The sequence below is a fragment of the Peptoclostridium litorale DSM 5388 genome (assembly GCF_900141635.1).
In the GTDB taxonomy this organism is placed as follows: Bacteria; Bacillota; Clostridia; order Peptostreptococcales; family Peptostreptococcaceae; genus Peptoclostridium; species Peptoclostridium litorale.
Genome location: NZ_FSRH01000017.1, coordinates 31,728 through 54,170, shown reverse-complemented (window position 1 = coordinate 54,170; position 22,443 = coordinate 31,728). Strand labels below are relative to the sequence as shown.

Annotated in this window: 17 protein-coding genes and 2 riboswitches; of the genes, 4 read left to right on the top strand and 13 right to left on the bottom strand. The window is 41.9% G+C overall.

Annotated features, from left to right (window positions below):
- Positions 1–42: 42 nt before the first annotated feature.
- The 8 genes from BUQ87_RS13495 to BUQ87_RS13460 form a co-directional block, all read right to left on the bottom strand.
- A complete protein-coding gene (locus tag BUQ87_RS13495) occupies positions 43–1,497 on the bottom strand; it encodes an aminotransferase class I/II-fold pyridoxal phosphate-dependent enzyme (protein ID WP_038265811.1) in 1,455 nt (484 codons plus the stop codon).
- Between the two features lie 136 nt (positions 1,498–1,633).
- A complete protein-coding gene (locus BUQ87_RS13490) occupies positions 1,634–1,972 on the bottom strand; it encodes a hypothetical protein (protein WP_052636166.1) in 339 nt (112 codons plus the stop codon).
- A gap of 17 nt (positions 1,973–1,989) precedes the next feature.
- Positions 1,990–2,703 (bottom strand): lysophospholipid acyltransferase family protein, encoded by a 714-nt coding sequence (locus tag BUQ87_RS13485; RefSeq protein ID WP_038266276.1) that lies wholly within the window; start codon positions 2,701–2,703, stop codon positions 1,990–1,992.
- 134 nt (positions 2,704–2,837) lie between these two features.
- Positions 2,838–3,167 (bottom strand): hypothetical protein, encoded by a 330-nt coding sequence (locus BUQ87_RS13480; RefSeq protein ID WP_038265808.1) that lies wholly within the window; start codon positions 3,165–3,167, stop codon positions 2,838–2,840.
- A gap of 101 nt (positions 3,168–3,268) precedes the next feature.
- Positions 3,269–3,352: riboswitch (cyclic di-GMP riboswitch) on the bottom strand.
- A gap of 106 nt (positions 3,353–3,458) precedes the next feature.
- Entirely contained in the window at positions 3,459–3,887 is a 429-nt protein-coding gene (gene dut, locus BUQ87_RS13475) for a dUTP diphosphatase (protein ID WP_330391370.1), read from the bottom strand.
- A gap of 94 nt (positions 3,888–3,981) precedes the next feature.
- Positions 3,982–5,307, bottom strand: coding sequence for an FtsX-like permease family protein (locus BUQ87_RS13470; protein WP_038265804.1), 1,326 nt, complete (start codon positions 5,305–5,307; stop codon positions 3,982–3,984).
- Positions 5,300–7,291 carry a COG1361 S-layer family protein gene (locus BUQ87_RS13465; protein WP_038265800.1) on the bottom strand — a complete coding sequence of 664 codons (1,992 nt, stop codon included), beginning with the start codon at positions 7,289–7,291 and terminating at the stop codon, positions 5,300–5,302. The genes BUQ87_RS13470 and BUQ87_RS13465 overlap by 8 nt, the downstream gene beginning before the upstream one ends.
- 17 nt (positions 7,292–7,308) lie before the next feature.
- On the bottom strand, positions 7,309–7,989 hold the full coding sequence (locus BUQ87_RS13460) for an ABC transporter ATP-binding protein (RefSeq protein ID WP_278309059.1): 681 nt from the start codon (positions 7,987–7,989) through the stop codon (positions 7,309–7,311).
- Positions 7,990–8,123: 134 nt separating this feature from the next.
- Here BUQ87_RS13460 and BUQ87_RS13455 point away from each other — a divergent pair, with 134 nt between their 5' ends.
- The gene (locus BUQ87_RS13455) at positions 8,124–8,828 is read left to right on the top strand and encodes a response regulator transcription factor (protein WP_038265797.1); all 705 of its coding nucleotides are present in this window, start codon (positions 8,124–8,126) and stop codon (positions 8,826–8,828) included.
- Positions 8,815–10,203: a sensor histidine kinase gene (locus tag BUQ87_RS13450; RefSeq protein ID WP_052636164.1), complete on the top strand. Its 1,389-nt coding sequence runs from the start codon at positions 8,815–8,817 to the stop codon at positions 10,201–10,203. The genes BUQ87_RS13455 and BUQ87_RS13450 overlap by 14 nt, the downstream gene beginning before the upstream one ends.
- Positions 10,204–10,296: 93 nt before the next feature.
- On the opposite strand, the gene gltA is transcribed toward BUQ87_RS13450, so the two are convergent.
- Positions 10,297–11,721: an NADPH-dependent glutamate synthase gene (gltA, locus tag BUQ87_RS13445; RefSeq protein WP_408635095.1), complete on the bottom strand. Its 1,425-nt coding sequence runs from the start codon at positions 11,719–11,721 to the stop codon at positions 10,297–10,299.
- 165 nt (positions 11,722–11,886) lie between these two features.
- Positions 11,887–12,321 (bottom strand): universal stress protein, encoded by a 435-nt coding sequence (locus BUQ87_RS13440; protein ID WP_038265794.1) that lies wholly within the window; start codon positions 12,319–12,321, stop codon positions 11,887–11,889.
- 547 nt (positions 12,322–12,868) lie between these two features.
- Here BUQ87_RS13440 and BUQ87_RS13435 point away from each other — a divergent pair.
- Positions 12,869–13,951 (top strand): HD-GYP domain-containing protein, encoded by a 1,083-nt coding sequence (locus tag BUQ87_RS13435; RefSeq protein ID WP_052636163.1) that lies wholly within the window; start codon positions 12,869–12,871, stop codon positions 13,949–13,951.
- A gap of 186 nt (positions 13,952–14,137) precedes the next feature.
- Complete coding sequence (locus tag BUQ87_RS13430; protein ID WP_038265792.1) at positions 14,138–14,338, top strand: cold-shock protein; 201 nt, start codon at positions 14,138–14,140, stop codon at positions 14,336–14,338.
- 67 nt (positions 14,339–14,405) lie between these two features.
- On the opposite strand, the gene addA is transcribed toward BUQ87_RS13430, so the two are convergent.
- From addA to BUQ87_RS13415, 3 genes are all read right to left on the bottom strand, one after another.
- Entirely contained in the window at positions 14,406–17,981 is a 3,576-nt protein-coding gene (gene addA, locus BUQ87_RS13425; protein WP_038265789.1) for a helicase-exonuclease AddAB subunit AddA, read from the bottom strand.
- Positions 17,974–21,381: a helicase-exonuclease AddAB subunit AddB gene (addB, locus tag BUQ87_RS13420; RefSeq protein WP_038265786.1), complete on the bottom strand. Its 3,408-nt coding sequence runs from the start codon at positions 21,379–21,381 to the stop codon at positions 17,974–17,976. The genes addA and addB overlap by 8 nt, the downstream gene beginning before the upstream one ends.
- 138 nt (positions 21,382–21,519) lie before the next feature.
- Positions 21,520–22,083 carry an HD domain-containing protein gene (locus BUQ87_RS13415; RefSeq protein ID WP_077216585.1) on the bottom strand — a complete coding sequence of 188 codons (564 nt, stop codon included), beginning with the start codon at positions 22,081–22,083 and terminating at the stop codon, positions 21,520–21,522.
- 216 nt (positions 22,084–22,299) lie between these two features.
- A riboswitch (cyclic di-GMP riboswitch) is annotated at positions 22,300–22,384 on the top strand.
- Positions 22,385–22,443 lie beyond the last annotated feature (59 nt).

Here is a 22,443-nt window from a genome sequence, read left to right as displayed (position 1 = left end):
TTATGTTTTTGTGCTCCTATATTCTTTTTAAAGCAATACGTTCTACATGCCAAGCACCTTTATATAATCGGCACCTGGGTCTTCAGTGCCTGTTATTGATGCATTTTGGCTTTTTAGAAATTTTATATACTCCACCATGTCTGACGTTATTCTCTCTCCCATGGCAAATATAGGTATCCCCGGTGGATATGCCATTACCGCCTCTCCACTTATCTGTCCTATTGCCCTTTCAAGTCTCACCGTTTTTTGACAGCTGTAAAAAGCATCCCTTGGAGAGACAACTACTTCTGGGTTTTTAAGTATCGGCTTTGCAGTGCTTATATTTTCACGCCTGTATTTTTTTGATATTTCAGATAGCGCCTCTACAAGCTTTTGGACCGCTCCCTCTGTATCCCCAATGCTTATTATGGCAAGCACGTTATAGGCATCCGCCATTTCCATTTGTATATTATACTCGTCTCTCAATATGTCATACATCTCGAAACCCGTAAGCCCTATTTCAGATACACATATTCCAAGCTTAGTCTCATCAAAACTGAATACATCGTCACCGTTTACAAGTTCGCCTCCAAATGCATACAGCCCTTCTATATCGTTTATCTCTTTCCTTGCATTTCTTGATATTTTTAAAACCCTGTCCATAATCTCCTTTCCTTCAACGGCAAGGTTTCTCCTGGCCACGTCAAGACTGCTCATTAAAAGATATGATGCACTTGTAGTAAGTGTAAGCTTTATGACTATCCTTACAAACTTATTATCTACTAGTCTATTTTTCACGAGCAATAAAGAACTCTGTGTAAGGGATCCCCCTGTCTTGTGCATGCTTACAGCGCTCATATCCGCTCCGGCTTCCATTGCCGATACGGGCAGCTGCTCATGAAAATGAAGGTGAGCGCCGTGCGCTTCATCCACAAGTACTGCAATTGAGTTTGAATGCGCCTCGTTTACTATTTCTTTGATATTCGATGTCATTCCATAATATGTCGGGTTTATTAAAAATAACGCCTTTGCATCGGGATTCTCCCGTATCGCCTTTTTAACATCTTCCAGCTTTACGCCGTTTGCAATGCCTAGCCTCTCGTCAACTCCCGGCTGGATATATACGGGTATGGCTCCGCTTAATACAAGTCCGTTTATGGCTGATTTATGTGCATTCCTAGGAAGTATTATCTTTTCTCCGGGCTTGCACACACTCATTATCATGGCCTGCACTGCAGATGTTGTCCCGTTCACCATGAAAAAACACTCCCGTGCCCCAAACGCCTTTGCTGCAAGGTTTTGAGCCTGCTTAATGACCCCTATGGGATTGCCTATGGAATCAAGCGATTTCATGGAGTTTACGTCCACCTGGAGAGTCGTTTCCCCTAAAAATTCGACCAGCTGTGGAATTCCTCTGCCATGCTTGTGTCCTGGAACATCAAATGGAATAACATTTTTTCTGTGATATTCGCATAATGCCTCGAAAAGCGGCATACTTGTTTGACTTTTCACATTCATCCCTCCCCGCTCGTTAAGCTATGGTATTCTCGTGTAGTTTCAATACTCCCAGAACAATTTAATCTAAAAAAGACGTTCAATGTCTTGAACGCCTTTTCATCTTTATATTTATTTGTACCCTCTTTGTTTGTCTTTATCACTTGCTTTTAATTTCCAGCAGTGCGTGTGTCTTTTCGTCTGCTATCCTGAGCATATGGCTTGAGTAGTCGATCTCAAAATTGGATATCGCCGAATATATGTCTATGTTTCTTAGTATGTGTACTGTACATACCTTTTCACCGTCGGCCGAAAGCCTTATTAGAATCCCCCTTGCCATACAAAACTGTATTCTGGATGCTATTACGGCAGGCATTGATTCGACACTCATATTGAGAGTGGTTCCCTTTATGTCGACAAACAGGTCCACATCCATATCTGTTTCCCTTATTTTTCTTATTTCAAAATCACTTTCTATTTCAAGCCCCATAATGTTCACATTTTCACCCGCTTGCTCTAAATATTAGACTCTATTATTCCCCTTACTCTTTCAGAGAGCATCTTTTCATCTTCTTTTGAAATATCACTTGTATCTATAGGCTCTGATATTACAAGCTGTACATTCGCAGCCCTTATGGCTTTTTTGCCCTTTGGCATTATATCCTTTGAACCCTTTATTGTAACAGGCACTATTTTTGCCTTAGCCTTTGTCGCAAGCTTTAGGCTTCCCTGTTTGAATTCTCCAAGCTCTCCGTCAACGCTCCTTGTACCTTCTGGAAATATGACCATCGAATAGCCGTTTTTTACATTCTCAGCTCCCTTTGAAATTGACTTGAGCGACTGCCTCACATCATTCCTGTCCATGAATATGCATCCCATCTTGCTCATCCAGCTGCTGAGTATGGGCATATTTTCCATTTCGACCTTTGCAATAAATGCCTTGGGTTTTTCTATGCACGACATTAGTATTGGAATGTCGAAATTGCTCTGGTGGTTGCTTACGAATACCACAGCCTCGTCCTTTGGAATATTGTCTGCTCCTTTTACTTCAACTTTCGATCCGCTCAGCCTAACTATTCCATCCGCCCAGTCTTTGGCCGTTTTTCTAATTATAGCATCCTTTTCTTCTTTCTCCCCTGTTTCTTCAAGCTTTGAAACCTTTTTAAGCTTTGGAATAGAAAGTAAAAGATATAATACTACATAAGCCGCAAGTATTATAGTCCTAATCATATCCAGTCCGCCTTTCCTTATCATAATGAATTATTGCCGCCATATTTATTTGCAACACTCTAATTATATAGTAATATGGGATTTTGCGCCATATATTCTAAAAATGCAAAAGAAAAGCCTGATTGACTCAGGCTTTATGCATATATATATATTCCATTGTAATTTTTCTTTTTTCTCATATACTCTTTCTTCATTGAGAATTTCGATTTAAGGTGTTCCTCCCTTTTTGCAAAATGTGTTATCTCTTCACTTGAAAAATCCTTTCTTATGTAGAGCACATCAAATATGTCTGAAAGCATTTCAAAATCCTTAATTATAAGCCTTACTTCCCTATTGCTGCCTATCTCTTTTATATTGCGTTCCATGATTTCATAAAGCTTTTCAAGTTCTTTTTTCACAACTTCCTTGTCTGGGGTATTCAAATAAACATATTTCACAAGTTCTCTGGTTATTTTTATTCCCATTTCAAACCCTCCCTGTATTTTTTACCGGGCGCGACTGAAATGCCAAAAAGCGCCTTCAAAGGAAGACGGCTCTTACGTCAATGTAACATACATCACGCATTTCCGGCAACCTGGCAATCGTAGGATAATCCCTTAGACCCATAGCTTTGCGTCCCTGCCTTTCAACAGGTTTGCCTTTTTCTAAACTGCTTCCGTATTGTTATTCTACCACAAAAATAGTATTCCTTGAATATTTTTTAAGTTTTTTTAGCATTAAATTTACTTTTTAATTTACATTCGACATATTTCTGCCTATATTCCAGTAGATCCAAATCCATTTTCTCCTCTGCCGCTTGCAGAAAGATCCTCCACTTCTTCCACATCCACTTTAAGAACAGGCTTTATAACCATTTGAGCTATTTTCATACCTTTTTCGACAGCAAAGCTTTTCTCAGAATGATTTATAAGTATTATGCAAACTTCACCTCTATACCCTTCGTCTATTGTTCCCGGAGTATTGAGCACTGTTATTCCGTTTTTAAGGGCCAGACCGCTTCTTGGCCTTATCTGTGCTTCTGTATTTTCAGGCAGTTGCATGCTTATTCCGGTTCTCAAAAGCGCCCTGTCTCCCGGATCTATTCTCTTTTCCTCTATCGAGAAAAGATCAAGTCCCGCGTCTCCATCATGGGCATACCTTGGAACCACAGCATTTTCGTCTATTTTTTTTATCTTAAGCTTCAAATCCACCCTCCTCCAATCAATAATAGTTATTATAGCATATTCGGTCATTTTTTGACAAAAAAAAGACCGCATTGTCTGCGGTCAAATAGTATAGCTATTCATTTTTTATGGCTTCAAGCGCACTCAGATTCATTGCTCTTCTTGCCGGATAGTATCCCGATGCAAGCCCCACAAAAGTTGAAAATACAAGGGCTGAAAGCACAAGCCATATTGGAATTACCGATATGCTGGCCTGTTCTCCAAACTCACCCATGAGACTCTTTCCTACATGGTTTATGAGAAGCGAGACACAGTAGCTAAGCAATATGCCCACGACCCCGCCGGTAAACCCTATCATGCCGGCTTCAAACAGGAAGAGTCTTTTTATGTCGGATATCTTTGCCCCTATTACTTTCATTACGCCTATTTCCCTAGTCCTTTCATATATTGACATTATCATCGTGTTCGTTATTCCCAGCGCCGCCACAAAAAGAGATACCGCCCCTATTCCTCCAAGAACCGCCTGTATTCCCGCAGAGGTCTTCTTCATCTGCTCCAGTATCTCGGTAAGGCTTCTTGCCTGAAATCCCATTCCCTCTATTACCGCCTTTACTTCCTCAACTCTTTCTATATCCTCGACTTTGACTTTAGCCTTTTCGTAGCCCTTGTCTTTTTTTCTATTTTTTTTATTTTCTTTTCCGTCCTCGGCGTCTTTGCTTTGCTTTTTCATCTGCTTTTCGTTTTTTTCTATCATTTTTTCAAGCGTCTCTATACTTGTATACGCACTCCAGTCGCTTTCATAGCTGCCTTCCTGGATTACGCCGACCGCATCCACCTTTATTGCGCTTGAATGGCTCTCCCTTGCTCCTCCGTCCATTGAAAGCTTGAGCCTTTCGTTCATAATGTCTATATTGTTTTCGCCCATGTCCTCATATGGATCCCTTGACTTTGGATCGTAAAAATTCTCTCCTGTCTTTGCTCCAAATATAAGGGCATTCTTGTCATGCTCATTTACAAACCTTCCCTTGGCAAGCTTTATTCCCATGTCCTTCATTTTAGAAGGGTCCATGGCTATTATGGACATGTCGGCCTGCAGGTTTCCAGCCGTTATTACAACGTATTTTTCAATAACGGGTGTCACAACTTCAACCCCAGATATGGCTTCAAACTGCTTTAGCATATCGTCGTTCAGCTGGACTTCCCCCTTTTTTTGCCTTTCGTCATCATCTCCATAGCGATCTCCCGAATAGACATCTATAACGTTTATGCTTCCCATCTTTTCAAGCTGGTGCTTGAAGTTCTCATTCATAGCTATACCCAGCGAAAGCATTATTACTATCGACGATGTCCCTATTATGACACCCAGTATTGTAAGTATTGTTCTGGCCTTTCTTCTCCAAAGGTTCTTAAAACCCATCGAAATAAGGTCTGAATTATTCATCTTCCTCAAGCTCCTTGGCTTTTTTGGCCTTTCTTTTCTTTTTAATCACTAAAAATGCAGCTGCAGCTGCAGCTGTTAAGAGTGTAGCTGCAATAGCGCCTTTTTTGCCTCCTTCAGGTTCTTCCATCTGAGCCTGAATCATGTCTTCTTCTGCAGGCGGCTCCTCTGCATTTATTGTGAATTCTTTTTCCACACGCTGTTTTTCCCCTATTGCATCTTCAAATTCAAACACTATTTTGCCGCTGAACTCCCCCACTTCCGCAGGCTCTATACTGGCTTCAAAATAGTCTGAACTTCCCGCCTCAAAGTCACCTACAAAATACTTTCCCTCTTGCACCTTAAAGTCTCCCTCGACAGTGACCATCATATTTGATATCTTGGATTTTCCCCTGTTGTAAAAATCGACGTAAATGTCATTCCCTCTTCCAACGTTCACCTCTGGTGGAAGCTGTATATCTGCAATTTCAAGATCCGTCTCATGTATAACAGGTATTGTTATTATCTCCTTGCTCACATACGGCTCACCCTCTAAATCTTCTCCGTACTCCATTTCGACATTGATTTCATAAGTCTTGTGCTCTGCGTCAGTCTTCGATTTTAGTCTTATTGACTTTTGAGTGCTTTCTTTGGGCGAAAGCCTGTCTACAACAAACGAGTTACTGCTTCCAACAGGAGTGAATATTGCATTTTCGGACTTTAGCGATATTTTCACATCCTCCACAGACTCATGCGCATTAGTGTTTGTAAGTGTAAGCGTAAGGTCAAACGGCTCTCCCGCTTTTACGTATTCGTTTTCAAAACTATAATCCTCTACTATTATCTTGGCTCTTCCTTCTCCTCCACCTTCAACGAACACACCTATATGCTGCACCGTCTTCTCGCTTGAGCCGTCCGGCTCCTCGTATTCTATGTTTATCGCCACCGGATGATTTTTCCTCTTTGCATCTGCATCCGCAAACATTGTAAACGAAAGGCTTTTTTGATCTCCAGGCTCCATGGTCCCAAGATTTCTTACGGATAGCGATTTCGACACTATTTCTCCTCCGCCGTCTACTGAAACCTTCACCTTTTTGGCCTCTCCGCCCCCGCTGTTTTTAAGATTGAATTTTATTTCAAAATCCGTTTCCGAAGGAACTTCCCCGCTTGGATATTTAATATCCAAGAGTTCAAAATAAGGCTCCTTCTCGTCTATTCCAATCACGGGCAAGAACACCTTCGACTCCCTTGAATACGACTGTGAATTCTCGTCCACATAATCCAGCTTCATTGCAAGGTCATAATTTCCGCTCTTTATGTCCTCATATGGTGTTATTTTGAATGATACCGCCTTTTCCTCTCCCGGCTTTATATTGTCTATAGTGGCTGTATTCGAGCCCGACATAGTAAGCCCTTCCGATTCAAATCCTGAAATAGTCGCATATATTTTTTTTGCATTGAAGCTTCCAGTGTTTTTTATGTAAAACTTCACATCTGAAGCCTGGCCCGCAGACAGCTTTTTCCCACCAAATTCTGTTTTTGAAACGCTCAGTATTGGCTCTATTTTGTCGTTTACCACCTTAACATATACAGTCTGAGTTGTCTTAAACTTGTCTGAATAGAAGTTTTCATACTCTACGGTAAACTCAATTGGATATGTACCTGTTTTCACGGCGGCCGGAACCAAGAACTCGTACTCTATCTTTTCACTTGAATACCTCCCCACTCTCGAGAGGGTCTTCTTTACTGTAGACGTATTTATCTCAAATGGAAATTTGTCGTTTATGACTGGCTCTATTTCTATATTCTTGGATGTGTCCGGAGTGTCATTTCCCACTGTCATTCCAAATTTCACCTTCTGGCCGGCACTCGCCTCGACCATTTTATCTGTCTTCACAGTGATTCTAGGATCATAGTTTTCAGTGCCTCCTGCATATGAATATCCGGCTTGCATAAGTGCCATGATGACAATCATTATTATCGCCGTTATGTTTCTTGATTTCCTCATTAAACAAACATCCCCCTCTATTTATTTTTCTCTTCTATTTTTTCAATATCTCCATCCAGTATATATACAACCTTGTCTGCAAATTCAGCTATGCTGGGGTCGTGAGTTACTATCACAAGGGTCTGATTGTTCTTCTTCGCCATATTGAGCATGAGCTCCATGACCTCTTTCGTCGTCTTTGAGTCCAGGTTTCCCGTAGGCTCGTCTGCAAAAACTATTCCTGGCTTTCCTACAAAAGCTCTTGCTATTCCAACCCTTTGCTGCTGGCCGCCCGACATTTGAGTAGGTTTGTGCATTATATGCTTTTTAAGTCCCACCGCCTCAAGCAGCTTTTCCGCCTTTTTTTCCCTCTCTCCTTTAGACATTCCCTTGAATGTAAGGGGCAGGCTTACATTCTCCAGTGCCGTAAGAGAGCCCATGAGGTTATACGACTGGAATATAAACCCTATGTTCTTCTGCCTGAAAATCGCAAGCTCTTTTTCACTCATTGACTCTATCTTTCCCCCGTTTACAGTGACCGTTCCCTTTGTAGGTTTTTCCAGGCCAGCCATGATATTGAGCAGCGTCGATTTTCCGGAGCCCGAGGTTCCAAGCAGGCAACATATCTGCCCTCTTTCTATCTCCATGTCTATACTATTTAATGCTATTACCTTCTCGCTTCCCACCTTGTATACTTTCCTCAAATCTCTTATTTTCACAGCCGGTTCTATCTCAAACCCCTCCCGCAATATTAATAAATGCACCTCGCTTAACTACTTCTTATAACATGTATATATTTTAGTGTCAATCCTCACCCTAAAGCCTTACTATATCAATTATATTAAGATATTATATGTCTGTAAAAATTCTTATAGTAGAAGACGAAGAGGATATAAGGCACCTTTTATATCTTCACCTTGCAAAAGAAGGCTACGAAATATTCGAGGCGAGAGATGGAGTTGAAGCTCTCGAAATATTCAACCGTGAAAATATAGATCTCTTGATAGTTGATGTTATGATGCCCCGAATGGATGGGTTCACTCTGGTAAAAAACATAAGGGAGTCAAGCCAGGTTCCCGTCATATTCCTTACCGCAAAGGCTGAAGAACAGGACAAAATTTTGGGCCTGGGTCTTGGAGCGGATGACTATGTTGTAAAGCCGTTTAGCATAATAGAGCTTTTGTCTAGAGTCAACGCCCATCTTAGAAGGTATATTCAATACTCTCCGAAGGGCCAGCCCTCAAATTTGATTAAAAATGGAATACTTAGAATAGACCTTGACAATTATGCGCTCCAAAAAAACAGTATTGAAATTGACCTCAACCCCAAGGAATTCAAAATGCTCAAGCTTTTCATGGAAAATCTCGGCAGGGTGTTTACTAAAAAACAGATTTACGAAGCCGTTTGGCAGGAACCCTATTTTGGGGACAGCAACACAATAATGGTCCATATAAGCCATCTTAGGGATAAGATAGAGCCCGACCCCAAGAATCCATCATATTTGAAGACAATAAGAGGCATAGGCTACAGGATGGAAAACAACAATGAGCAAACGTAAGTTTTGGATATTCGACAAAATATCCATATCCACCCAGTTTTTTTTGAATTACATGGTGCTTTTTTTCCTTTTGATTTTGATTATCGCAGCCACTTCATACATTGGGTTTTTGTATATAGACCGCCACGTAGAGCTCTATAGTGTTGATATGGAAAAACTCAGTGATGACATACATTCCATGGGCATTTATTCTGCATGTGCAAAGCATGGAATACCCGAAGACTCATATGTTGAAATCCTGGATAACAATTTTAAAATAACAGATTCATACAACAGTATTCATACAACTGGCTACAAATATCCACGAGATGATTTCATAGATCTTCTTTTAAGCAACAATCCCGATTTCCAGTTCTACAACTGCATCCAGTGCCAAACACTGCTATTGTTTGCAACTCCGGGATACACCGAAGGCATAGGAATAGAAAAGCTCATGGGACTTCTCCTTAAGACGTTCATGCTAAGCCTTGTTCTTGTGATGCTAATATATGCACGGCTCACATCAATAATAATACTGCACCCGATACAAAAGCTTTTGGACGGAGTGCGGAAAATATCCGCTGGCGACTACAGTGCAAAAATAGACTTTAGCTCACGAAATGAGCTCGGGGATTTAAAGAATGCCATAAATCACATGTCACAAAAAATACAGAGCGAAACCGAACTTAGGGAAATGTCAGAAGAAAACCGTAAAAAACTCATACTCTACATTTCCCACGATCTGAGGACGCCTCTTACAAATGTACTGGGATACTGTGAAACCATCAAAAGCGAAAAGGACATTGCAAATGAAACACGCGAAAAATATCTTGATATAATAATCTCAAGCGCCCAAAGAGCAGACAGGCTCATACAGGATTTGTTCGAGCTTTCCAAAATAGCAAATGACAGTGACTCAAGCACCTTTAAAACACTTGATATTTGCGAGGTTTTGCGTGAAACTCTTATAAATTTCATACCTGAACTTGAGCAAAATGAAATGGAGTACGAATTCGAGATTCCCGAAAAACTTATACTTTGCAGAGTAAACCCTCAAAAGCTTGAAAGGGCCTTCGGAAATATAATTCACAACAGCATAAAATACAGCGGCAGGGGGACAAAGCTCATGCTGTCTATAAAGCATGTCGACGACTCTGTGTTCATAACAATAAAAGACAACGGAGGGGGACTTTCAAGCGATTTTACGTGCGACATTTTCGAACCCTTCATAAGGGGCGAGCAGTCCAGAAATTCCAAAACCGGAGGCACAGGCCTGGGCCTTGCCATAACCAAAAGAATAATCGAAAGCCATTCGGGCAGGATAATAATAGACAAGTCATACAAAATAGGATGCAAGTTCATAATACTTCTGCCAGTTGCAGGTCTTGGCGAGTAAACTTTGCGCATACAACACCCGTTCGTATTTTTTCACAATGAATGCTTGACGTGCAAATGGTCACAGCCAAGGCTGTGACCATTTGTGTGTCATTTATTTTCCATGCTTATTCCTCAAATATCTGTCCATCTCTTTTGCGGCATTCTTTCCGGCTCCCATGGCAAGTATTACCGTAGCAGAACCTGTAACCACATCGCCGCCTGCAAATATGCCATTTCTGGACGTTCTGCCCGTTTGTTCGTCTGTTTCTATCCCATTCCAACTTGTGGTGTCAAGCCCTTTTGTAGTGGACGGGATAAGCGGATTTGGAGAAGTTCCAAGAGCCATTATGACCGTATCTACATCAAGCACGAACTCCGATCCTTCTATCGGAACAGGTCTTCTCCTGCCCGACTTATCAGCCTCTCCAAGCTGCATTCTTATGCACTTCATGCCCCTGACCCATCCGCTCTCGTTTCCAAGTATCTCTACCGGATTCGAAAGCAGTTCGAATATAATTCCTTCTTCCTTTGCATGGTGAACCTCTTCGGTCCTTGCAGGAAGCTCGGACTCTGACCTTCTGTATACCACAAACACCTTCGAGCCGAGCCTTGCGGCGGTTCTGGCTGCATCAATGGCCACATTTCCCCCGCCTACAACCGCAACCTTTTTCCCCGATTTTATAGGGGTGTCATAGTCTTTTCTAAAAGCCTTCATGAGGTTTGCCCTTGTCAGGAATTCGTTCGCAGAAAACACCCCGTTGAGATTTTCTCCGGGTATCCCCATGAACTTCGGAAGTCCCGCGCCTGTTCCTATGAATACAGCCTCATAACCTTCCTGTTCCATAAGCTGGTCTATAGTCACAGTCTTTCCAACCACCACATCAGTCTCTATTTTCACACCCAGCTTCCTTATGTTTTCTATCTCGCACGCCACTATCTCCTTTGGAAGCCTGAACTCTGGAATTCCATAAACCAACACGCCGCCTGCTTCATGGAGAGCTTCAAATATGGTCACCGCATATCCTTTTTTTGCAAGCTCTCCCGCACACGTTATTCCAGCAGGCCCGCAGCCTATAACAGCAACCTTTATACCGTTTTTTTCTTCCGTTTGCGAAAGGTCCACATTGTTTTCCCTTCCCCAATCCGCCGCAAATCTTTCAAGTTTTCCTATGGCGACCGGCTCTCCCTTTATTCCCAGCACACACCTCTCCTCGCACTGCACCTCCTGCGGACATACTCTTCCGCAGACTGCGGGAAGAGTTGTATATCTCGCAAGCTCTTTTACAGCCTTTTCAAATTCTCCGTTTGCAATATGCTGTATAAATCCAGGTATGTTTATCGATACGGGACATCCGTTTATGCATGGCGCATTCCTGCAGTTCAGGCATCTTTTAGCCTCTGCAACAGCTTCCTCCTCTGTGTATCCCAGACACACCTCTTCGAAATTTTTCACCCTTTCTTCGGGCTTTTGCTCCGCTATGGGAGTCTTTTCCTTTCTGTCCACATTTATTCGTGACAACTGTAGCACCTCCATCATAATGACTATAATTTCAAACTTTCGCCCCTATATATGCACATGATTTTTCAATAATATTTTAAATTATACCCATAGACCTTATTTCTCTAACCCATATCCACACAACACAAAAGACAGCCTGTCGGCTGCCTTTTATCTTCATATTATTTCACTTTACTTTTCATTCTATTTCGCTATCAGCACAGGCACGTTGCATTGGTATACAACCTTCTTGGCAACGCTTCCCAAGAGAAAGCGCTTCCCGCTTCCAAGCCCTCTGCTGCACATTATAACAAGGTCAAACCCTTCCTCTTCGGCCATGTCTATTATAACCGCAGCTGGATTTCCCTTCTTAATTGTCGTGCTCACCTTCAATCCGCTTTGCCTGAAAAAGTTCTTTGCGTCTTCAAGTATTTTTTTTGATTGTTCCCTTGCAGCATCCTCCTCAAGCTTGAATTCAACCTGAGTGTGTGCGCTATATTTTTCACGTTCTATACGGTTTTCAACATTCAATATGAATATTTCACTGTCATATGCACTTGCTATTTCAATAGCCTTTTGCGCTGCTATTTCAAATATCTCCGATCCATCTACCGGAAGCAGTATTTTATTAATATCCAATATAATCCCCCCATTCTGTATATAGAATCTATACCTATATTTCTATGGGGTTAAACACAATTGGGTGGTGGGCAGTATTTGAAAATGGGGATCAAATAAGTATTTATATCTATTTTCTCAAAACTTGGGGATTTTGATTTTGAACCTTTTTACTCTTATAGAATCAAACAGTTCAGTGAATTTCTAATGGCTTGTAAAAATACTGTATTCAACATACTGCCCTGGCTGCACTATGATTATATTACTTTGTTTACAAATTATCAAATCTGTTTATGTCCCATTTTCCCTTTTTAAATAACGTATCCTATATATATCTAGTTTTTTCTCACTTTATCACGTTGTGCATAAATATTCATAACTTCCTACAGTTTTCACGATGTGTATTCATTATCGTATGCTCTACATTCAGCCACAGTATGTTTTCACATTATAATGGGCAACAAGATTCATACATGATGTACACTCTGCATGCTTTTTAATATATAATATAAATATTGTTATAAAAATAAAAACATTACACATGTATTCGCAAGGAGGTTCACACATAGTGCGAAAAAATCGTATTCTCATCCCTATCGAAGATCTCTATCCAGGCCTTGTAGTCGCAGAGCCTTTTTTCGATTCCAACGGTGTAGTTGTAATTGGTGAAGGGATTATATTAAACTCAAAAATCATATCCAAGTTAAACGAAAAATATCCAGCAAAAAGCATGTCAGTGCTTGATGAGTATTTGGATGAGATCTTCATGTCAAAAGAAAATAAGAAACAAAAGATAATAGATGCTGAAATAAAATTAAGTAATGTTTCAAATGGCATAAAATCAATAATGAATGATATAGAAAGGAAAAAACGCCCAAGTATAAAACTCGTAACCGGAATGTCAGTCCAGCTTATGGAAAGCTTCAAGGACTACAATCTTGCACTCGAAGGAATTCTACGAGAAAGACCTGTTGACGAATATACCCAGAGGCACTGTGTCAACGTAGCTATATTGTCCATAATGCTAGGCAGATGGCTTTTTCTTTCTGACAACGAAATTTTGTTACTCGCCCAATCTGCCCTGCTTCACGATATAGGAAAAGTAAAAATCAACTCCAATATACTGAATAAGCCTTCAAAGCTTTCTCCAATTGAATTCGAAGCCATAAAAAAACATTCAATAATTGGATATTCAATAGCAAAGGAAATACCAAACATTGACACCTGTGTCCCGCTTGGAATACTTATGCATCATGAGAAGATAGACGGTTCCGGATATCCGCTCGGCCTTTCAAACGATAAAATACATATATTTGGAAAGATAATTGCAATAGCAGACATATTTGATGCAATGACATCCACAAGGCCTTATCATTCAAGGCAGTCCCCATTTTCAGTCCTCGAAATGATGCAACATGAATTTTGGGGCAAAATAGACACTTTCTGCCTGTCCACCTTTGTAAAAAACATGTCCATGTATTACGAAGGAGAAATAGTACGACTTTCCAATGGAAAGCTTGGACAGATAGTAAAAATGAATCCTTCAAGGCTTTCTGCGCCTCTAGTAATGGTCGGCGAAGATTTTATAGACCTGAGTGTGGAAAACTATATAACCGTATCAGAGTTGGTTTCTTTTCCCATTGACACTTAAGTCTCGGCCGCTTCACCATTGTTTTCCAGTGCCTCTGGCCAAGTATAATATGGATTTAAATTTAAGTCGTGTTTTTTAGTAAAAAATTGACAATCTATTTTTAATATGTTACTATGATTTCATGTAACATATTATTTTTTTGGTAATACAGTTACAAATTCACTAAGATTTTGGAGGAGTTTTCAAATGAAAAAAGGTACTGTAAAATGGTTCAACGCTGAAAAGGGTTACGGATTCATATCTGTAGAAGGTGAAGAAGACGTATTCGTACATTTCTCTGCTATACAGACTGACGGCTTCAAAACTCTTGAAGAAGGTCAAGCTGTAGAATTCGAAATCGCTGAAGGTTCAAAAGGCGTTCAAGCTGCAAATGTAGTTAAGCTTTAATAGTTAGTAGTGATCTTACAAAGGATGTATTGGCTTCAATACATCCTTTTATTTTTTATATTTTTTATTAAAGTATCCTAACTTCTTTTCCCGTTTCAAAGAAGTATATATACCCTTCCGCCACGGACTTTCCGGTGATCTTTTCTATGGCCTCGCTGTAAAGACCCAGTTGCTCTCTATAGCTTTGAGCCCTTTGAGCTTCAAGTCCATACTCTATCTTGTCGCTTTTATAGTCCACCAGTACCATGCTCTCCCCTTCTTGGAAGTAGCAGTCTATTATTCCCTGAATGAGTATATTGTCGCCGCACTCTTGAAGCCCTTCTATGATATCTTCAGCGCTTTTTTTCATTACAAATGGAGCTTCCCTGAACACTTTTTTTGACTTTTTAATCCTCATTCCGATTTCGGATTCAAAAAAACCTTTTATCTTCAGTATGTCTATTTGCCCTTTTTCCTCTTCATTGAGCAGTTCCTTCAATACCATCTCTTCAAGCTGGCTGTCTATTTCATTTTCGCTACGAGCCCTATGAATGTCTATATTCTTCATTGCAAAATGGAGTATAGTCCCCCTCTCAGCGGCGCCAAAACTCCTCTTCTCTTCCATGAACATGGGCTTTTTGACAAGGGGTGGTATATTATACCCTATCGTTTTAATATTTGCATCTGCAAGCTGTGTTACAGACATCTTAGACGGTATTTTCTCCGCATTCCTGTGGGGATATTCCCATGAAAACCTGCTGTTTATGATGTCGTCATATTCTCCTGGCCTTTGCATGTCCTGGCTGTATAGGAGTTCTTTATACTCCCGCAACCTCTCTTCCTTGAAGCTCTCTTCGATATTTATATCCGTCCTGTCTAAAATGCTGACTTTGAATTTCGAACTGTCAATGTCACATGTGTCGTCCATGCCTGCAATGCACCTTATCTGCCCTGCGTCCTCGTGCCTCGAAACGGCGCTGCATATCCAGTCAATATGAGAAGACGCCTTAGAAAGCATGTATGGGTTTATGGGGGTGCACCATTTTTTGCATGCATTTTCTATATTCCCAACGCTTCCCATCATTATTAGCCGGTCTACAGCCCTTGTCATTGCTACGTACAGTATCCTCATCTCTTCTGAAAGGCTCTCGATGTCCATTCTCTTTTTCACGGCCGTCTGGGCAAGAGTCTTTTTGTATATCCTCTTTTGATAGTCAACATATTTAGGAACAGCCCCCAGCTCCTTGTGAAGCAGCACGTCAGAGCTCGAATCCCTGAGGTTGAAACGCTTTCCAAGGCCCGCAATTATTACAACCGGAAACTCTAGCCCCTTGCTCTTGTGAACGCTCATTATCCTTACAAGATTTTCATTTTCTCCAAGGATTTTTGCACTCCCCATGTCGGCATTGCTTTTAAGAAGCTTGTCCACAAATCTTATGAAATTGAACAGTCCGTTTATGGACGAGTTTTCAAACTGGGCCGCCCTGTCAACCAGTATTCTAAGATTCGCCTGCCTCTGTTCCCCAGAAGGCATGGCCCCTACATAGTAGTAATAACCGGTTTCAACAAGCAGTTTCCATATGAATTCATCAAGCCTTAGTATCAGTGCATCCTCAGCCCATCTTTCAATTTTCGAAAGAAATTCCTGAACCTTTTTTGAAAGCTCACCCTCTTCATTTGCACACTCCATTACCGCCTTGCTGTAGCTTATTCCATTTTTCCCAATCCTTATGTTTATAAGGTCCTCTATGGCGAATCCTCCTATGGGCGACTTCATAACACTTATCATTGGGATGTCCTGCATCTTGTTGTCTATAAGCCTTAAAAGATTCAGGAATATCTGTATCTCTATTACGTCAAAATAACCTCCCGTGTCATCTGAATAAACAGGTATTCCCTCTTCCCTGAGGACCTCCTTGAACGATGGGGCCCAGTTTTTTATGGTCCTAAGAAGCACCACTATGTCCTTGTACTGGATTTCCCTGTATTCGCCTTTTTTAGGGTCATAAGTCCTCTTTCCTATGAGGGATTTTATCTTCTTGGCTGCGAACCTGGCCTCCACCTCTATTGTCGACAGCTCTTCAATCTCCGCGTCCACCTGCTCGTCTTCGCCGTTTTTTCTTATGACGTCTATTTCCACACTCGGGTATTCACAGTCTGCAAACTTTGCACCAGGGTTTAGGCGCGCGTGTTCATCGTACTCGACCTCTCCCAGTTCCTTTGACATTATGGACTTGAATATGAAATTGACAGCCGAAAGTATATCCGGCCTGCTCCTGAAGTTCATTGAAAGGTCAACTCTCATGTCCCTTGACTTTGCATCCTTTTTGTAGTTTTCATATTTTTGTATGAACAAGTTTGGATCGGCAAGCCTGAACCTGTATATGCTCTGCTTCACGTCCCCGACCATAAAAAGGTTATCCTCCCGCTTTATCCTCTCCACTATGGTTTCCTGCACTATGTTGCTGTCCTGGTATTCGTCTATGAATATATACTCGAATTTCCTCGAAAGCTCTCTTCTGACTCCTTCGTCTTCGAGTATTTTGAGTGTATAGTGCTCAAGGTCGTTAAAGTCGAGAAGGCCCTTTTCGAGTTTGTGTTTTGAGTACAGCCTGTCAAAGTCCCCTACCATGAGGCTCAGCTTTTTCATGGCAGGATACATGAGTCTGAGCTCATTGGCATGCTCTTTTACAGACCTGCCTTCAAAGTCAGATTTTATGGAATCTACAATGGCCTTGTATTGGTCGCGAAGTCCCTTTGCCTTTTCCCTGAGCTCGTCATCTATCTCGTCTTTTCTGCTGCCCCTTATGCTCGCAAGCCTCTTGTGGGAAATATCCGAAATATCATTGCACAGCTTTGAAAGCCCGGACTCTAGACTGCTTATCAGGCTTTCTACGTTTTCAATGTCACATTCAATTGCCTCCCTGTACTCGGCAGGGCTTTTTAGCGGGTCCATGTTGCATATGCTGTGCGCCTGGGAGAGCATGTCCCTTGCCGCCATAAGCTCCACTCTTATGCCCTTTTTGATCTCCGCTCCCCAAGGGCTGCCTTCGAAGCCTTCTTCGTCAATATCGAGCCCGTCTATACTTTCTTCAAGCCATTTGAGAGGGTACGGCTGGCTCTGTATGAAATAGTATATGGACAGCATGAGCTCCTGGACTTTAATGTCCTCTCTGTTGCCCCCGAAGCTTTCCACAAGTGATATAAACTCCTCGTCTGCCTTTTCATATTCTCTTTCAAGCAGATCTTCAAGAGTCTCCTGTATTATTATTGAGCTTTCCGTGGTGTCGGCTATCCTGAATGATGGGTCTATGTCGACCATGTGGAAATGGCTTCTCACAACATCTATGCAAAATGAGTGCATTGTGGTTATAAAAGCCTTGTTCAAAAGGGTTATCTGCTTTCTTATGTGAGCGCTGTTCGATCCGTCCTCTTCTATTTTCTTTGAAAGCGCCGAGAGTATCCTCTCCCTCATCTCTCCTGCCGCCGCATTTGTGAATGTCACTATCAAAAACTTGTCTATGTCTATCTTGTCTATTGTAACAATATCTATTATCCGCTGCACAAGTACAGCCGTTTTTCCCGAGCCCGCCGCCGCAGATACAAGCAGATTGCTCCCCCTTTGGTCTATGGCCGCCTTCTGGTCGCTTGTCCACCTATTCATGCTCTTCTCCCTCTTTCTCCTCGTCTCTTATCCTATTTACAACCTGCTCGTCTGAAAGCGATTTAATGTTTCTGTATTCATTTCCATCCAATGATGTGTCGAACTGGCATATTGAAGAAAATTTGCAGTATTTGCACGAGGTTTCCTGTCCGTCCTTGCATGGATTAACTTTTATGTTACCCTTTAATATCTCCGCCCCTATTTCACATATGAGATTTTTGACATGCTTTATGAGCTTTCCAAAGTCCTCCTCGTCAATGGCGCTTGACCTTGAAGAGAGTGTACCGTCCTTTTTTATGTGTGCCGGAACTATGTCCGAATATCCCCCCTCTTCCATTTGAATGTCCATGGCCTTTACTATCTTTGCGTCCTTTAACACGATTCCGTTCATTTTGAGCTTTTTGAGTATCTGACTTTCTATTTCCCCCGGGTCAATGCCCGCGGCGTCAACCATTGGGTCGTCTATTTTAAAGTAAAACATGCCCGCGGGGTGAAGCTCGTCATACTGAAGTATGTCCCTATTTTCCAAAAGTGCGTCCATATAAACTATCAGCTGAATCTGAAGCCCGTAGTATGCATCCGAAAGGGTGAATTTCTTGTTTCCCGACTTGTAGTCTATTATCTTCACGTATCCGCCTTCGGCGCTTTGGAGTATGTCAACCCTGTCTATGCGGCCTTCAAGCTCTATCTTGTCGCCATTTGCAAGCTCTATTACTATGGGAGGTATTACAATTTTATCATCTTGTTCAAATCCAGAATCCGAAAACTCTATCTCGTGACCCAGCGGAGTAAATTCGCCTCTTTTCACATGCTCCACAAGAGTCCATGCAGCTCTTTTGCCTACCCTCTTTATCTTATTTACAAGGTATTTGTACCTGCTTGAGCTCTCTAGGACATTGTTTCCAAATTTGTCCACTACTTTGTCTATGACTTTTTCTATTATCTCATCGCTTTTTGCCCTTTCCAGCGACGACCATCCTATGCCCTCATTTGAAAGCTCCTTCGCAAACTCTTCAACCGAATTGTGAAAAATCGTTCCAATGTCAGGCATTGAAACAGTGTATTCGCTTCGCTCCTTGGGCGTAAGTCCGTAGTTTACAAAATATGAAAACGGACAGTTCACGAATTTTTCTAGCCTGGATATGCTCGACCTGAGCGGGAGTGAGTACAGCTTTCCTGCAAAACTTTCTCCCATGTAGGCCTGCTGGTTGCTGTGGAAGAACCCTTCCCTTAAAAAGTCCAGTCTGTCCTTCCAATACTCGCTCTTTTCATACCAGCTATATACATCCCACCACAGCTCGTCCATTCCTCCGACGTCCATTTGCTCTCTTATATTTCTAACCATGTGCCTGAGTGTTGGGAGCGGCCTGCTCACAAAATCAGTTTCACATATGTCTTCCTTTGATACGTCAGAGCTTTCCTGAATTTTGGGAAACAGCTTTTTAAATCGCTCTATTAGTACTGACGGCCTAAGTGCCTTTCCCTCTTCGTCAGATATTGCATGGCTAAGATATAGATATCTTGACGGCTTTGCAAGTGATGTGTATATTGAAAACTTCTCTTCCGCACTTTTTATCAGGCTGTCAGTTCCCATGTTGACGCCCTGCGCTTTAAGCCTTAGCTTTTCATCATCCTGGAAAAGTCCTTCTTCCATAAACCCTCCAGGAATCACTCCATCATTGACGCCGACTACAAAAAGTGCCTTTATAGAATGGCTTTTGGATCTTTCAAGACTTCCCACAAGCACCTGGTCCATAGCCGGAGGTATAACCCCTATCCTGCATTCTGTAAACCCCGCTGACAGTATGCTTGAAAACTCCCTCTTGTCCACCTTGTGATCTCCCATTATTTCCACAAGCTGGTCGAATATCTCCATGACCATGTTCCATATTTGTGTGTTTTCATTTACATATTCAAGCCTGCCCTCTTCCCTTAGTGTTTCTATCCAGTTTTCTATCTTCTCTCCCGTTTTGCATCCGACCAAGAATTCATAAAGAGCCTTCACAAAATGTCTTGTTTCATGCCTCCCAGACATATTTTCCATGAAGTCTTCAAAATTTACTATTAGTTTTTTTCTGGCATTTTCCGCCATTTCCCTCTCGTCGTCTTCTCCCGCCCTGAATTCCTCCAGCCACATTTTCGACTTTATGCCATATTTAAGGCAGTAGTTTTCAAGGTGTTCCCACTCGAATCTTTCAAGGTCTGTAAATCCGGTCTTTACGTATCTGAATACGTCTTCATACCTAAAGCCCCTTGTAACTATGTCTATCGCCCCGCCCACAAATCTTATTATGGGATTGTTTGTTACGCTCCTCTTCTCATCTATGAAAAACGGTATGCCGTATTCCGCAAAAACCCGCTTTATTATTTTGGAATAGTCCTGCATGGCCCCTGTAACTATCGCCATGTCATTCCACCTGTACCCCGACTCCCTCGCAAGCTTTAAAATTTTTATGGCGCAGTTTTCAATTTCGCTCTGCCTGCTGCCTCCCGCAAATATGCCTATTGAATCCAAATCCTTTGCGTATCTTGAGTATGGGTAGGAGTATATGTTTTTTTCGACGTGCAAAAGCTCAGCCGGTTTTTGGGGCATACCGTCCGATACGGTTTTCCCCTGGGACACGCCTTCTTCCTTCCCTATTTTCATAAGCCTTTCAAGTGTCGTTCTCGTAGGCAAAAACAAGTCGTAGTCGTTCGACCTCTTGTCGTTTGCTGTTAGTGATATATTGACCTTGTCGACCTTATTCACAAGGCTCCTTATTACCTCCAGCTCATTTTCAGTGAACCCTGAAAATCCGTCCATCCAAACTACTGCCCCTTCCAAGAATTCACTCCTGCCTATTCCCTGTGCAAGAAGCCTGAGCCCGTCATGCTCGTCCATATAGCTTTGCGATATGTTCTCCACGTATTTGGAGTATATAAGCCCTATTTCGCTGAGTTTTCTCGACAGTATTTCATCCTCGATCTCGCTGTCAAGGGAGACTATCTCTTGGGGCTCAACCCTCGCCTTTCTCATGTCGTCTATAAGGTCTGCGCACATGGAGAGGAACCCTTCCTGCCTTGAAACCTTTGAATATATGTTGAGTTCCTTAGAGTAGGTCTCAAAAAGACTTCTAAGCCTCATCACCTTGCCTATTTGGCTTATCTGTACTCGCTTTATCCCTCCTACTTCCGAAAGTATTCTGTGTGCAAGCCTTTGGAAGCTCAAAACCTCTACCTGCATAATGCCTTCCAGACCCGAGCTGTTTATTATGTCCGTCTCAGCCTGGAGAGTAAACTGCTCAGGAACCATGAGTATAAGCTTTTTATCCGGATCGCATTTAAGCGAATGTACTATTTCTTCATATATTTTATGAGTCTTTCCAGACCCGGCTCTTCCAAGTATGTATCTAAAACCCATACAATCACCCCTGAATATTATTATCAAGCGGAACCTTTGTTCTTCTTATTATACCAGATTTTTGAATCTACTTGAAATACAAAGACCGCCCATTATCATACAGCTGTATGATAATGGGCGGTCTTTGTATTTATTTATCTAAAGTTCCAGCTTGTCTGATATCTCGCACATCGCACAGAGTGAAATCTCTGCAAATTCAGCAAAAGGTATTCCCAGTTTTTCTATGGATTTCATTGCATCCCTGTCTGCTCCGGCTGCAAATCTCTTATCTTTCATCCTCTTCACTATAGACTTGGCCTTTACGCTTGCAATCTTCTTGTCAGGGTATACAAGTGTTACAGCCGTTATGAATCCAGTTATAGGGTCTGCGGCGTATATGGCCTGGTCAAGATTTGATTCTATGGCCACTCCGCTTCCCATGTTGTGGGCGCATATTGCATGGTAAAGCTTCTCATTCCCAAAGCCCTCTTCCTTTAATATCTCCACAGCTTTTGGACCGTGCAGCTTTGGATTGCTTCTGTAGTCCACAATGTCGGCATCAATGTCGTGAAGCAGCCCCGAAATCGCCCAGAGCTCCTCGTTTTCCGGATCAAGCTTTTTGGCAAGTGCCCTCATTACAGCCTCAACTGCATAAGAATGTCTTATAAGGTGATCAGTTTCCAGATATTTCTCCACAAGTCCCGCTGCTATTTGCCTTTCCATTTCAAGCATCCCCCCTATGTTCTTATCAAAATTCGTTCCTAAGCCTTTTGTATATTATACCTTTAATATTGAACGGCATCAACAATTACAGTAATTGGGATTTGTTTTGCACGCTGAATTTGTCGACATGTTTTTTTGTGTTTTTCGTCAAAAAAGTAACCCTGCATCGCCGCGCATGATATAATACGGGTATGTGCACACATGCGCATATATAAAATGAATATTTGGCACACCTGTCGAAAGGCAGGGCCGCAAAGCCATGGGTCTAAAGAGTTTTCTCCAGGACAGCCAGGCCGCCCTTTCGCAGGTATTTCAACTTTGGGGTTTGACACAATTATATCTCAGGGTATTTTTTTACCC

Coding starts and splice junctions, on each gene's coding strand:
- BUQ87_RS13450 (WP_052636164.1), top strand. CDS start 8,815: ATGAGCAAACGTAAGTTTTGGATATTCGACAAAATATCCATATCCACC.
- BUQ87_RS13470 (WP_038265804.1), bottom strand. CDS start 5,307: ATGAATAATTCAGACCTTATTTCGATGGGTTTTAAGAACCTTTGGAGA.
- BUQ87_RS13485 (WP_038266276.1), bottom strand. CDS start 2,703: ATGATTAGGACTATAATACTTGCGGCTTATGTAGTATTATATCTTTTA.
- BUQ87_RS13465 (WP_038265800.1), bottom strand. CDS start 7,291: ATGAGGAAATCAAGAAACATAACGGCGATAATAATGATTGTCATCATG.
- BUQ87_RS13495 (WP_038265811.1), bottom strand. CDS start 1,497: ATGAATGTGAAAAGTCAAACAAGTATGCCGCTTTTCGAGGCATTATGC.
- addA (WP_038265789.1), bottom strand. CDS start 17,981: ATGAATAGGTGGACAAGCGACCAGAAGGCGGCCATAGACCAAAGGGGG.
- addB (WP_038265786.1), bottom strand. CDS start 21,381: ATGGGTTTTAGATACATACTTGGAAGAGCCGGGTCTGGAAAGACTCAT.
- BUQ87_RS13455 (WP_038265797.1), top strand. CDS start 8,124: ATGTCTGTAAAAATTCTTATAGTAGAAGACGAAGAGGATATAAGGCAC.
- BUQ87_RS13430 (WP_038265792.1), top strand. CDS start 14,138: ATGAAAAAAGGTACTGTAAAATGGTTCAACGCTGAAAAGGGTTACGGA.
- BUQ87_RS13415 (WP_077216585.1), bottom strand. CDS start 22,083: ATGGAAAGGCAAATAGCAGCGGGACTTGTGGAGAAATATCTGGAAACT.
- gltA (WP_408635095.1), bottom strand. CDS start 11,721: ATGATGGAGGTGCTACAGTTGTCACGAATAAATGTGGACAGAAAGGAA.
- BUQ87_RS13480 (WP_038265808.1), bottom strand. CDS start 3,167: ATGGGAATAAAAATAACCAGAGAACTTGTGAAATATGTTTATTTGAAT.